This is a genomic window from Dietzia sp. NPDC055343, from assembly GCF_053645265.1.
This window is the reverse complement of sequence record NZ_JBSHMJ010000059.1, coordinates 1-12,516: the sequence shown is the minus strand read 5'-3', so window position 1 is coordinate 12,516 and position 12,516 is coordinate 1. Positions and strand designations below refer to the sequence as shown.

Genomic DNA, 12,516 nt, shown 5'->3' with positions numbered 1-12,516 from the left:
GTGCCGGTGAAGGTGATCTTCCCCCTCCTGGTGTGCATCCTGCCCGTACTGTTCATCGTGCTGCTCGGACCGACCGTGATCAACATGATGGAGGCATTCTCCTGACCGTGCGTTCTCATCACCGCCTCGTACTGCTGAACTTCCTGCGCCGGGTGCCGTTGTGCTGTTCGTGATCGCCGTCGCGTCCGGGCTCGTGTGCGCGGGGTCCGCGGCCGCGCTCGGCCAGTGGATGCGTGGCCTCGCCGACTCCGATTCGCGCTGGCTACGTATCGGGCTGCACATCGTGCTCGCGGCCACCGGCGGGTTCGGGGCCGCCTACCTCGCGCGAGGCTGGGCTGACCTCGTGACGTTCGCCGCGCTCGCCGTGGCCTGCGCGCTGCTGGTGACGATCGACCTGGCCGTCTTCCGGCTGCCGGACAAGATCGTGCTGCCGATGTACCCGGTGGTGTTCGGCGGGCTACTCGTGGCTGCCGCTGTTTACAGCGAGTGGGGCTCGCTCGGCCGGGCCGCCGCCGCTGCCGCCGTGCTGCTGGCCTTCTACTTCATCCTGGCGCTGATCAACCCCTCCGGGATGGGGCTGGGCGACGTCAAACTGTCCGGGCTGCTGGGCGCGTTCCTCGGCTGGCTGGGCTGGCCTGCCGTGATGGCGGGAACGCTGGCCGCATTCGTCATCAACGCCGCCGTGGCGCTGGTGCTGCTGGCCGCGCGGCGGGTGGGCGCGAAGAGCGGGATCGCCTTCGGTCCGGCCATGGTGATCGGCGCGGTGCTGGGCGCCGCCTACTTCGCGGTGCGCTCCGGCGGGGTCGCCTTGCTGGGGGCGGCCTGACCGGGGTTACCTGGCCGGGTCGCGGTGACGGGCGCTGCTGCGTCTATGCGCTCGAGCGCGAGCGCGCTGTCACGTTCGCAGCGACGGCGACGAACAGCACCACGACCACCGCGAGTACGGCGGTCCACACCAGCTCGGGCGACTCGTACGCCCCCTCGGTGCGTCCGACCGAGACCCAGGCCAGGCCCCAGCTCGTGGCCAAGGCGGGAGCGATCCGTCCGCCGCTGAGCAGGGCGGTGGCGATGCCTATCCCGGCGGCCACCACGATGCCCACCACCCCGAGCTGGATTCGCGTGACGATGTCCACGCCGGCGTCGGCGAGCCAGGCATAGGTGTTGGCCAGGAACGCCACGGACACCCAGCCCAGGTAGAGCCCGAACGTCCCGTCGGTCACCACTTTCTCGACGATCCCCCCGGTACGCGGCGCGCCGAGGAGGAACATCAGGCGGATGATCACGGCCAGCAACACCACGATCACCAGCACCGACACCGCCAGCCAGCCAAGCTGCACGGTCCAGATCCAGAGCGCGTTGAGCACCGCGGAGGCCAACGCCCACGGTCTGACCGCCTCCTGCCGCGGCGAGCGCCGGGCGGTGGGGGTGAGCTGCCAGATCGCATAGGCGGCCAGACCTATGTACATGACGCTCCAGATGCTGAATGCCGTGCCCGCCGGGGCGATCGGTGTGGCGTCGGCGGACAGCGCTCCGCCGGCGGCCTCGTTGATCGGGGTGCCGCCCAGCGCGCCGCTGCCGATGAACGCGGCCACAATCGCGGCGGCGACACCCAGCACGGTCACGATCGGCAGAAACCAGCCTGTTGCCGCAGAAGGGACCCCGCCGGGGTGGGTCGAGGTTCTATCGGATGCGGGAGTGCTTCTCTGTGACCTCATGGCCCCACCACACCACGAACAGGCACTGGACGGAACCGTGACCAGGTGTCGAGGTCGTTCACGGCGCAGCGACCGGGCCTCGCCGTAGCCTATTCACGAGAAATAGCGTTGTGGGCGGGGTTCTGATGAACTCCGCCCACAACGTCCCGGTCAGAAGTCGACCGTCATGCAGTGATCACAGACCGGGGGTCTGGATCTGCTCCTTCTGCGGGGTGATCCCGGCAGAGTTAGCGGTTCAGAGCGAGCCGGTCAGGCTGCCGAAGATGCCGGAGAGGCTGCCCAGCGGGCCTGCCTCGGCCGGTGCCTCGAAGTTCGTGACTTCGCAGCCGAACTGGAAGTTGTCGATGGCGACGTTGGTGGACTTGTTCTCCTGGGTCCGCTGTACGCCGTAGGCGGTGACCTTCGCCTCGGGGTTCAGCTCAACGATCTTCGCGAGCGTCGTCTCCGCCCCCCTCGCGAGAGTCGGCTCACCGTCCTCGCCGACGAGTGTGCGGGTCACCCAGAACTTGTCCGCTGCGTTGGCGTCCGCGATCTTCCACGTGCCGTCGGAAGCGGCCGGGCTCCACACGATGGTCGCGAAACCATCGTTGGACTTGTCCTCAGAATCCTTGACGTTCGCACCGAGGAGACGAATCTGCAGCGCCGGGGCCTGGCCGCTCGCAAAGTAGTCGAAGCTCAGCTTGACGCCCTTGCCCTCATCGTCGAGAAGGTCCGCAAGCGGCATGTCGACGGTCTTGTACAGCGACGAACCGCCCGTCACCTCGCTCTCATCGTTCTTCTTGTTCTCATCGGAGAACTTGAGGGCCGACTTGCCGACCGGCGCCGGCGCGCCCTCGGGGGCAGCACCGATCGCAGCAGCGGTCTCGTCGCCCGGGGTAGCCCAGGCGTCGCCCTCCGCATTCACGGACGTGACGACCTGCTCACCACAGTGGCCGCCAACCGAGCCCAACGAACCGGTGCCCAGCGAGCCGAGCGGGCCGGGCGCAGCACCGACGACCGGCGCGACGAACGCGGAGCCGGCAGTGAACGCGACTGCCGCCGACGCGGCCACAACTACTCGACCAAAAGACTTCATGTGTGCTCCCTTTGCACCGGGCGTCGACCGCCTGTCGACGCCTGAACGTATGCCATCTCTCATTGATGACTCGTCGACCATATCAGCGATAACATTCTTAACGTTACAAAGATCCCAGTGTTTACTTATCCCTTCATCAGGTGATTTTCGCCGCGGCTGTCAACAGTCAGAACAGGGCACGCGCGTTCATCCGGCGCGCAACCTCCACCGCCGCAGGCTGTTTGCCACCATGGCTACCGAGAAGAACGACGTCGCGGCACCGGCGATAGCCGGGTTGAGCAGACCGGCGGCGGACAACGAGCCGCGCCCTCATTATGGACGCATGACCAACACTTCAGGCCGGCGCGACCCGGTCAGCCTTCCGAACCTCCCGGACATCGCGATCGAGCGCGACAGCGAGATAGCGATCATCCGCCTCGAGAAGCCCGACAAGCTCAACGCGGTGACCGACCGGAACCTGCGCGACCTGATCAGGGCCTTCGACGCCGTCGACGCCGATGACTCGATCCGCGCCGTGGTCCTCACCGGCGCCGGTCGGGCGTTCTGCGCGGGCGCGGACCTGTCCGGTGGGGGCTCCACCTTCGTCGCCGAGGCCGGGGCCGCCGGAGAGGTCCCGGCCGACACCGGCGGGCTCGTCTCGCTGCGCATCTACCGCATGTCGAAGCCGGTCATCGCTGCGATCAACGGTCCGGCCACCGGGGTCGGGGTAACCATGACGCTGCCGGCAGACGTCCGGATCGCCGCCGAGAACGCCCGCTTCGGATTCGTCTTCACCCGCCGCGGGCTGGTGCCGGAGGCGTGCTCGACGTGGTTCCTCCCGCGGGTCGTGGGAATCTCTACCGCTGTCGAATGGACGATGGGCGCCCGCATGGTCCCGGCGGACGAAGCACTCGAAAGTGGCCTGGTCCGCGAACTCGTCCCCGCCGGGAACGTGCTGGCCAGGGCCATCGAGGTGGCCCGCGACATGGTCGCCGGAACGGCGCCGGTCTCCGTGGCACTGACCCGCGCGCTGATGTGGCGCATGCTCGGCGCCGCCGGCCCCGAGGAGGCACACGCCGCGGAGTCTGTCGGCATCTTCACCCGCGGCGCCTCGGCCGACGTCCGCGAGGGCGTCGAGGCTTTCCTGGCCAAGCGCGAGCCGGCCTTCCCGGACCGCATCGCCGACGGTCTGCCGGATCTCTTCGGATAGCCACCACACAGCCGAACCAGACGTCACTCCGCCGGGTCGGGTATCCGCTCAACCCACCCTGGCGGCCGCCAACCCCACGGAGTTCTGCGAGATCTGGTCGGCGAGGGTGGTCACGTGCGCCTGCCAGAGCACCGTCACCCCGCCGCGGCTCCGCGCCCGGACCAGCGAGGACAGCGCCAGCGCGACCCGCCCGACCCGGTACTCGGCGACCAGGTCGAGGGTGAGGTCCTCGTCGTCGTTGTCGTCCCTTGCCGCGCCGCCACCGGCTGCGCCGACCGTCGCGGCCACGACGTTGGGCACGAACCCGGCACGATGTAACCCGGGCGCGACGAGCAGCGCGGCAGTCGCAACAGCCGAGTACCCCACCACTCTCGCCTCCATCGACACCGGATGTCGCGGGAGAGTAGCGGATTCCGGAGGGCGGCGGGACGGGCGGTCCACCGTCAGGCGTCGGCCGCGGCTGCACGCCCTCAGCCCGCGGTTGCAAGACATAGCCCCGGGGCTGCAAGACGTCTCGTGCGAGATCCGGCAAGAAATTCGCACAGTTTGTCGTGCGACCGGAGGGGGGTGTCTTGCAACCGGAGCCATCTTCTCCGCGGGCAGTTCTTCAGCGATGACAGTCCCGAGCCCCGGACCAATCCTGCGCGCGGCCACAGGTGTCGTCCGTCGTCCAGGGCCCCGACGACAATGCCGCCATCACCCCCGACCGGTTCAGTGGCCGGGTGGAGCCGAATCGTCGCGCCACAGCTCGACGCGTAGACGCTGCGTGCGGTCACTCGCATGCGTACCCGGTGGAGCTGCCCCACCGGGTACGCAGTAGCTCAGACCGCGGCGCGGAACCTCCGCAGCCGCAGGCTGTTCGCCACCACGAACACCGACGAGAACGCCATCGCGGCGCCGGCGATCATCGGGTTGAGCAGCCCGGCCGCGGCCAGCGGGAGCGCCGCGACGTTGTAGGCGAACGCCCAGAACAGGTTGCCGCGAATCGTGCCCAGGGTCCGGCGGGACAGCCGAATGGCATCCGCCGCCGACCGAAGGTCGCCGCGGACCAGCGTGAGGTCGGAGGCCTCGATCGCGGCGTCGGTGCCGGTACCGATCGCCAGCCCGAGGTCGACGGTGGCCAGGGCGGCCGCGTCGTTGACGCCGTCGCCGACCATCGCCACCACCCGGCCCTCGGCCTGCAGCCGGCGCACCTGCTCCACCTTGTCGGCGGGCATGACCTCGGCGATCACCGTCTCCGGCCCGGGGTCGATCCCCACCTGCTCGGCCACCGCGGTGGCCACCTTGGCGTTGTCGCCGGTGAGCAGGATCGGCGTGAGCCCCAGCTCACGGAACCGGCGGATCGCCTCGGCGGAGGTCTCCTTGATCTGGTCGGCCACCACCAGCACCCCGCGGGCCCGGCCGCCCCACCCCACCGCGACAGCGGTCTGGCCGCGCTCCGAGGCGGCGTCCATGGCCCGCTGCAGCTCCTCGGGCAGCGGCATGGCACGGTCCGCCAGCAGCGCCGGCCGGCCGACGATGACCTCCTCGGTAGTGGTGTCGTCGTCGCCCCCATCACCGGGGCCGACGCCTGCGGCGACGCGACCGGAGACGCCCAGCCCCTCGTGGTTACGGAAGCCCTCCACGGCCGGGAGGTCACCGGCCTTCTCGCGCGCACCCGCGGCGATCGCGCGGGCGATAGGGTGCTCGGAGGCGTCCTCCACCGCGCCGGCCAGACGCAGCACCTGCGCCTCGTCCTCACCGTCCGCGACGGTCGTAGAGACCAGGGCGTGCTTGCCGGTGGTGACGGTGCCGGTCTTGTCCAGGACGATCGTGTCGACCTTGCGCGTGGACTCCAGCACCTCCGGGCCCTTGATGAGGATGCCCAGCTGGGCGCCGCGGCCGGTGCCGACCATCAGTGCCATCGGCGTGGCCAGACCCAGCGCACACGGGCAGGCGATGATGAGCACGGCGACCGCGGCGGTGAACGCCATGGCCGCGCCGGCGCCGGTGATCATCCAGAACACGAACGTCGCCACGGCCAGCACCAGCACGACGGGCACGAAGATGCCCGAGATGCGGTCGGCCAGACGCTGCGCGGCGGCCTTGCCGGACTGGGCGTCCTCCACCATCTGCGCCATCTGCGCGAGCTGCGTGTCCGAGCCGACGCGGGTGGCGCGCACGACCAGGCGGCCGCTCGCGTTGACGGTGCCACCGACCACGGCGTCGCCCTCGGACACCTCGGCGGGCACGGACTCGCCGGTGACCATGGAGGTGTCGACCGCGGAGGCGCCGTCGACGATCTCGCCGTCGGTGGCGATCTTCTCACCGGGGCGGACGACGAACTCCTCGCCCACCTGCAGCGCCTCGACCGGGATGCGGGTCTCGACGCCGTCCCGCAGGACCGACACCTCCTTGGCCCCCAGCTCGAGAAGCGAGCGCAGGGCGGCGCCGGCGGTGCGCTTGGACCGGGCCTCGAAGTAGCGGCCGAGCAGGATGAACGTGGTGACGCCGGCCGCGGCCTCGAGGTAGATGTCGCCCGCGCCGTCACTGGGCGAGAGCGAGAACTCGAAGCCGTGCGTCATGCCCGGCATGCCGGCGTGGCCGAGGAACAGCGCGTACAGCGACCAGGCCAGCGCGGCGAGCGTGCCCATCGACACCAGCGTGTCCATGGTGAACGTGCCGTGCCGGAGATTGATCCAGGCCGCGCGGTGGAACGGGTACGCGCCCCACACCACGACGGGCGCGGCGAGCGTGAGCGAGAGCCACTGCCAGTAGGTGAACTGCAGTGCCGGGATCATGGCCATCGCGATCACCGGGATCGACAGGGCGGCCGAGATGATCACTCGCTGTTTGAGGCTCTCGACGCGGTCGACGCCGGCGGCGTCGTCGGTGGAGTTGCCCGCGTTGCCCATTGCCGTTCCGGAGCCCGTGGCGCCGGGCGCCCCGGCGGTCCCGGGGGCGGCGGTGCGCGGCTTCGGCAGCCGTGCCGAGTAGCCGGCCTGCTCGACGGTGTCCAGCAACAGCTGCGGCTCGACGCCGGCGGCGATCTGTACGCGCGCCTTCTCGGTGGCGTAGTTGACCGCGGCCGAGACATTGTCGAGCTTGTTGAGCTTGCGCTCGATGCGGTTGGCGCACGACGCGCAGGTCATGCCCTCGATCTCGAGCTCGAGCTGCGTGGTGGCGGCGTCCTCACGCGCGGTGGTGGTGTCCTCACTCGTGGTCACGGAGCACTCACTCCTCTGCTGTGACGGTGTACCCGGCCTCGTCGACCGCGGCGCGGACCGCCGCGGGATCGACCGGGTTGGGGGAGACGACGACAAGACGGCCGGACTCCAGCTCGACCTCGACGCTGGACACTCCGGGGATCTCGAGGACCTCCTCCTCGACCGAGCTCACGCAGTGGCCGCAGGTCATACCCGAGACGGTGAAGGTGGCGGTGTGGGTGTCGGCGGCAGACATGGTTTCTCCTCTGATTTCGGGCGCCCCGCAGTGCGGAGTCCGGCGTGGATTGTCAGGACTTGACCAGGCGCGCGATGGCCTCGTTGGCTTCCTTCAGCTTGGCTTCGGCCTCGGGGCCGCCGTGCTCGATGGCGCCGGCGACGCAGTGGCCCAGGTGCTCCTCGAGCAGGCTGAGCGAGACGGACTGCAGCGCCCGCGTCATGGCGGAGACCTGCGTGAGGATGTCGATGCAGTACTTGTCCTCCTCGACCATCCGCTGCAGGCCGCGGGCCTGCCCCTCGATGCGGCGCAGTCGCTTGAGGTGGTTCTCCTTGTTGTGGGTGTATCCGTGCTCGGCCATGACCCATACGGTACCCCCCTAGGGTATCTAACGCAAGGGGTGCACCCGCGGCCCCACGCGGGCGGCACCCCGACGGGGGCCGGACCGGTTCCCGTTCCCCTCACCCCGGCTTAGGGTCGGCCTTGTACCGGGTTGCAGACGACGGAAGGAGCCACCATGCCCAAGACAGGCAAGGACGGACACGCCAAGGAGAGCGAACTGCCCTCGACGCTGCAGCGCAGCGACCAGAAGGCCAAGGACACCTTCGCGAAGGCCTACGACTCCGCGGAGGAGGAGTACAGCGACGAGTCGCGGGTGGCCCGCACCGCGTGGGGCGCCGTCAAACACACGCACGAGAAGGTCGGCGACCACTGGGAGCCCAAGGATTCCGCCGGGCCGTCCGACTCGCAGTCCGCCAGCGGCGGCCCGAATCCGTCCGGCGAGTCGAAGGGCGGCGTGGACGCCAACGCGAGCAAGGAGCACCTGTACGAGCAGGCCCAGAAGCTCGACATCGAGGGCCGGTCCGACATGACCAAGGACGAACTCGTCGAGGCGCTGCGCAAGGCGAACGATCGGAAGACCAAGAAGGCACGCGAGAAGAGCGACTGACGGCCCTTCTTCCGGGCGGGGCGGTCTAGAGCGAGTGGTCGGCGGGGTCGGTGTCGTCCGACGCCAGGGATTCGATGCGCTGCAGGTCCGGGAGTAGGAAGTTCTCCACGTCCGAGACGGGCGGGCGGGCCCACACCCGGATCGCTCTGACGATTGACGACGACGACGAGGTCAGCGTCCACACCGAGGTCGGCCCGGTCGAGGCGCTCACCAGAGCCCTCGCGGCAGGCGGCATCGACGTGGAGGTCCTCAGCCTGCACCAGACCAGCGTGGGGGCGGGCAGTCAGAGCGAGGCGCTCACCCTGGTCGAATTCCGTGCCGGCGCCGACGTCCGCTGGACAGCCGGGAGGGATCGCTCCGTCCTCGCGGCCACCCTGGCCGCGGTCACGGCCGCCGCGAACGACCTCTGGCGGGCCGGCTCAACGGCAGGAGTTCAGCCGCGGCCCATCCCATAGAACTCGGGGTTGGGGCGCAGGCTGGCGACGTTGGCGATCCTGTTGGACAGGCCGAAGAACGCCGAGATGGAGGCGATGTCCCAGGCGTCGTCCTGGGTGAAACCGTGGCCTTCGAGGATGGCGAAGTCCTCGTCGGACACGGCATAGGCCTCGGCGGAGACCTTAAGCGCGAAGTCGAGCATGGCCTTCTGCCGATCAGTGATGTCCGCCTTGCGGTAGTTCGTGGCGATCTGGTCGGACACGAGGGGATCCTTGGCCCGGATCCGCAGGATCGCGCCGTGGGCGACCACGCAGTACTGGCACTGGTTGGGGCCCGAGGTCGCGACGACGATCATCTCCCGCTCGGCCTTGGTCAGATTCCCCGGCCTGTCCATCAGGGCGTCGTGGTAGGCGAAGAACGCGCGGAACTCATCCGGGCGGTGGGCCAGCATCAGGAAGACGTTGGGGATGAAGCCGGACTTCTCCTCGACGGCCAGGATGGCCGCCCGGATGTCCTCGGGCAGGTCGTCGAGCTCGGGTACCGGGAAGCGGCTGGGGGCCTTGGTGTCGCTCATGAGGTGGTGGTCCTTCGATCAGTTGTCGGTGAGGGGGACGATGACGCGGCCGCGCACGGTTCCGTCGAGCAGTGCGTCAGCGACCGGGATGCAGTCGTCGAGGGTGATCTTCTCCGTCATCGACTCCAGCAGGGCCGGGTCGAGGTCGGTCGCGAGCCGGCGCCAGGCCTCCCGGCGCTCGTCCACGGGGCACATCACGCTGTCGACGCCGGCCAGGGTGACCCCGCGCAGGATGAAGGGCGCGACGGTGGCGGGGAAGTCCATCCCGGCGGCCAGTCCGCACGCCGCGACCACAGATCGGTACTTCATCTGCGCGCAGACGTTGGCGAGCACGCGGCCGCCCGCCACATCGATCGCGCCCGCCCACTGCTCCTTGGCGAGTGGCTTCCCGGACTCGGTGAAGTCCGACCGCGGCAGGATTCGGGTCGCGCCGAGCCCCGTGAGGTAGTCGGATTCTTCCGGGCGACCGGTCACGGCGACCACCCGGTAACCGAACTTGGCCAGCACGGCGATGGCGACGCTCCCCACGCCGCCGGCAGCGCCGGTGACCAGGACCTCCCCGGAGTCAGGAGTCACCCCGTGGCGCTCGAGTGCCATCACGCACAGCATCGCGGTGTACCCGGCGGTGCCGATGCTCATGGCCTGCTCGAACGTGAACGCCTCCTCGAGCGGGATCAACCATTCGCCCTTCACCCGGGCGTATTCGGCGAGCCCGCCCCAGTGGCGCTCCCCCACGCCCCAGCCGTTCAGTACGACGCGGTCACCGGGCGCGAAGTCCGGATTCGTGGACTCCTCCACTGTGCCCGCGAAGTCGATCCCGGGCACCATCGGGAAGGATCGGACCACCGAGCCCCTGCCCGTGATGGCGAGCGCGTCCTTGTAGTTGAGGGTCGAGCAGGCCACCCGCACGGTCACATCGCCCTCGGGGAGCTGCGCCGGCGACACATCGGCGACCTCCGCCGAGTGCCCGCTGTCGCCTCCACTGATCAGTACTGCTCTGAAGTTCTCGCTCATCACTGCCTCTCATGGGTGTCGTCGGCGATCATCGCCAGGAACTGTTCTGCAAACGTGTCCAGCGCGGCGGGGTCGCGTTCGAGCTTCGTGCGCAGAACGGCCCCCTCCCACCCGATCCAGAAGAACTCGGCCAGTCGGACGCAATCCGCGTCTGCCGGTATCTCGCCGGCGTCTCGCGCTGCCGTCAGACACCGCGCGGTGCGCGCTTCCCAATCACGGAGAACCGCGGTGAGGCGGTCCCGGAACGAGGGCGGCAGGGCGCCCATCTCCTGGCCGAGATTGCCGACGAGGCAACCACGCCGGAACTCGTGCCGGGCCATGCCCTCCCGCGCGTCCGCGATGAACGCGCGGAGGCGGTCGAGCGGGGTGAGTGTCTGGTCCTCGAACCAGCGATCGAGTTTGGCTGCGAAGTAGTCGGCGTATTCGTCGATCAGGGCGAAACCGAAATCCTCTTTGCTGCCGAAGTAGTAGTAGAACGACCCCTTCGGCACCTCGGCCGCGGTGAGGACCTCCTCGATCCGCACGGCGCTGAATCCCTTCTCCGTCAGGATCGCCACGCCCCGGCGCAGCAAACGCGCTCGAGGGGCATCCGGCTGTGACTGGTCCTTGGGCGGACGACCTCGCCGCCGCGGCGCCACGACCGTCTCTCCCGTGTCCATGAATTAATTAGTAGACCGGTCGACTATTAAAAGTCAAGGGTTGAGCCACGGCGTCGAAACGGGGTGAACGGACTGCCGTCCACATTGTGCGCTTACACTCCCCACAGCTAGTGATCCGAAACACAAAGTCCGGGGGGACCGTGCAACTTCGTCGAACCGCGATGCGCGCAGCCGCATTCGCCGCCGCCATCACCACCACTGTCGCCGGAGGGGCCCTCGTCGCCCCTGCCGCATCAGCGCAGGGATCGTCCAACGACCCGGCGCCCGCGTTCTATCAGCCGCCGGCCGACCTTCCCGCGGACAGCGGCGCCCTGATCAAGACGGAGGCGTTCCCGCTCGCCGGCGCCCTCCCGGACGTCCCCGGCTCGGATGCCCTCACCGCCGGTGCCGGCCCGCTGTCGACCGACGCGCAGCGCATCATGTACACCTCCGTCGGCTCCCGGGGCCAGCAGATCGCCGTGACCGGCACCTACCTGCAGCCGCGGGCCCCATGGGCCGGCGCCGGTTCGCGACCGCTCGCCGTGATCGCGCCCGGCACGCAGGGGCAGGCCGACCACTGCGCGCCGTCGAAGACCTTCCAGAACGTGGCCAACGTCCAGACGGATCCGCCCGGCGTCGGGTTCGGCTACGAGATCATCCAGGCCTATGCCCTGCTGGCCCGCGGGTACGCGGTGGCAGTGACCGACTTCGAGGGCCTGGGCACGCCCGGCCTCCACTCGTATGTGCACCGCGAGGCCCAGGCACGCGCCGTGCTCGACCTCGCCCGCGTCGCTCCGTCCGTGCCCGGTGCGGACACCGGCCCGAACCCGCGCACGGTGTTCTCCGGGTACTCGCAGGGTGGCGGGGCGGTGGCGGCCGCGGCCGAGCTTCATCCGCAGTACGCGCCGGAGCTCGACCTGGTCGGGACCGCCGCGGGCTCGCCGCCGGCCGACCTGCTGGCCACGCTCGAGCAGGCCGACGGGTCCGCTATCGCGGGCGTGATCGGCTACGCCCTCAACAGCCTCTCCGACGCCTACCCCGAGCTGAGGGAGCGAATGGACGTCCACCTCAGTGACGGAGGCCAGGCGATGCTGACCTCGACCGCCGACCAGTGCATCGGTGAGACCGCGGTCCAGTTCTTCCAGCACCGCACCGCCAGCTACACCAAGACCGGCCGACCTGCCGTGGAGATCGTCCGCGAGGACCCGGTGGCCATGAAGTACCTGGAGATGCAGCGGGTGGGGCGGTTGAAGCCCACCACGCCGGTGCGGATCCTCTCGCCGGTAAACGACGACGTGGTGCCGGGGCCGCAGTCGCAGCAGCTCGGCCGCGACTGGTGCGCCCTGGGCGCCGACGTCGAGATGGTCATCGATCACACGCCGCCGATCGCCCCCGGCATGGTGATCAACCATGCGACGCCGATGCTCGCCGGCCTGCCCGGGACCGTGCAGTATCTGGCCGACCGGATCGACGGGGTCCCCGCGCCCACCAACTGCGGGACCTACTG

Annotated in this window: 14 protein-coding genes; 5 read left to right on the top strand and 9 right to left on the bottom strand. The window is 69.6% G+C overall.

Annotated elements, in window-relative coordinates; all coding sequences use genetic code 11:
• Positions 1 to 160: 160 nt before the first annotated feature.
• The gene (locus ACWIE7_RS17560; RefSeq protein WP_454070106.1) at positions 161 to 826 is read left to right on the top strand and encodes a prepilin peptidase; all 666 of its coding nucleotides are present in this window, start codon (positions 161 to 163) and stop codon (positions 824 to 826) included.
• 43 nt (positions 827 to 869) lie between these two features.
• On the opposite strand, the gene ACWIE7_RS17555 is transcribed toward ACWIE7_RS17560, so the two are convergent.
• Positions 870 to 1,622, bottom strand: a complete 753-nt coding sequence (locus tag ACWIE7_RS17555; RefSeq protein ID WP_454070105.1) for a tryptophan-rich sensory protein — start codon at positions 1,620 to 1,622, stop codon at positions 870 to 872.
• A gap of 328 nt (positions 1,623 to 1,950) precedes the next feature.
• Entirely contained in the window at positions 1,951 to 2,766 is an 816-nt protein-coding gene (locus ACWIE7_RS17550) for a hypothetical protein (protein ID WP_454070104.1), read from the bottom strand.
• Between the two features lie 346 nt (positions 2,767 to 3,112).
• Between ACWIE7_RS17550 and ACWIE7_RS17545 the strand changes: the two genes are divergently transcribed.
• Positions 3,113 to 3,979, top strand: a complete 867-nt coding sequence (locus ACWIE7_RS17545) for an enoyl-CoA hydratase-related protein (protein ID WP_454070103.1) — start codon at positions 3,113 to 3,115, stop codon at positions 3,977 to 3,979.
• Between the two features lie 48 nt (positions 3,980 to 4,027).
• Here the strand turns inward: ACWIE7_RS17545 and ACWIE7_RS17540 are convergent, their stop codons facing one another.
• The 4 genes from ACWIE7_RS17540 to ACWIE7_RS17525 all read right to left on the bottom strand — a co-directional run bounded on the left by ACWIE7_RS17540 (position 4,028) and on the right by ACWIE7_RS17525 (position 7,760).
• Positions 4,028 to 4,366: a hypothetical protein gene (locus ACWIE7_RS17540; protein ID WP_454070102.1), complete on the bottom strand. Its 339-nt coding sequence runs from the start codon at positions 4,364 to 4,366 to the stop codon at positions 4,028 to 4,030.
• A gap of 434 nt (positions 4,367 to 4,800) precedes the next feature.
• On the bottom strand, positions 4,801 to 7,110 hold the full coding sequence (locus ACWIE7_RS17535; RefSeq protein WP_454070107.1) for a heavy metal translocating P-type ATPase: 2,310 nt from the start codon (positions 7,108 to 7,110) through the stop codon (positions 4,801 to 4,803).
• Positions 7,111 to 7,192: 82 nt separating this feature from the next.
• Positions 7,193 to 7,420, bottom strand: a complete 228-nt coding sequence (locus tag ACWIE7_RS17530; RefSeq protein WP_452098015.1) for a heavy-metal-associated domain-containing protein — start codon at positions 7,418 to 7,420, stop codon at positions 7,193 to 7,195.
• 52 nt (positions 7,421 to 7,472) lie between these two features.
• Positions 7,473 to 7,760, bottom strand: coding sequence for a metal-sensitive transcriptional regulator (locus tag ACWIE7_RS17525; protein WP_454057204.1), 288 nt, complete (start codon positions 7,758 to 7,760; stop codon positions 7,473 to 7,475).
• 156 nt (positions 7,761 to 7,916) lie between these two features.
• Between ACWIE7_RS17525 and ACWIE7_RS17520 the strand changes: the two genes are divergently transcribed.
• Positions 7,917 to 8,348 carry a ChaB family protein gene (locus ACWIE7_RS17520; RefSeq protein WP_452098017.1) on the top strand — a complete coding sequence of 144 codons (432 nt, stop codon included), beginning with the start codon at positions 7,917 to 7,919 and terminating at the stop codon, positions 8,346 to 8,348.
• A 74-nt stretch (positions 8,349 to 8,422) separates the two neighbouring features.
• Complete coding sequence (locus tag ACWIE7_RS17515; protein ID WP_454070101.1) at positions 8,423 to 8,803, top strand: alpha-isopropylmalate synthase regulatory domain-containing protein; 381 nt, start codon at positions 8,423 to 8,425, stop codon at positions 8,801 to 8,803.
• Here the strand turns inward: ACWIE7_RS17515 and ACWIE7_RS17510 are convergent.
• From ACWIE7_RS17510 to acuR, 3 genes are read right to left on the bottom strand one after another with little or no spacing between them, the layout of a single operon-like run.
• A complete protein-coding gene (locus ACWIE7_RS17510) occupies positions 8,782 to 9,357 on the bottom strand; it encodes a peroxidase-related enzyme (RefSeq protein ID WP_452098019.1) in 576 nt (191 codons plus the stop codon). The two genes, ACWIE7_RS17515 and ACWIE7_RS17510, sit on opposite strands and share 22 nt — an antisense overlap.
• 18 nt (positions 9,358 to 9,375) lie before the next feature.
• Complete coding sequence (gene acuI, locus ACWIE7_RS17505; protein ID WP_452098020.1) at positions 9,376 to 10,371, bottom strand: acrylyl-CoA reductase (NADPH); 996 nt, start codon at positions 10,369 to 10,371, stop codon at positions 9,376 to 9,378.
• Positions 10,371 to 11,030 carry an acrylate utilization transcriptional regulator AcuR gene (acuR, locus tag ACWIE7_RS17500; RefSeq protein ID WP_452098021.1) on the bottom strand — a complete coding sequence of 220 codons (660 nt, stop codon included), beginning with the start codon at positions 11,028 to 11,030 and terminating at the stop codon, positions 10,371 to 10,373. The genes acuI and acuR overlap by 1 nt, the downstream gene beginning before the upstream one ends.
• Before the next feature lie 161 nt (positions 11,031 to 11,191).
• Between acuR and ACWIE7_RS17495 the strand changes: the two genes are divergently transcribed.
• Positions 11,192 to 12,516 (top strand): lipase family protein (locus ACWIE7_RS17495; protein WP_454070100.1); only part of this gene is annotated, 1,325 nt, incomplete at its 3' end.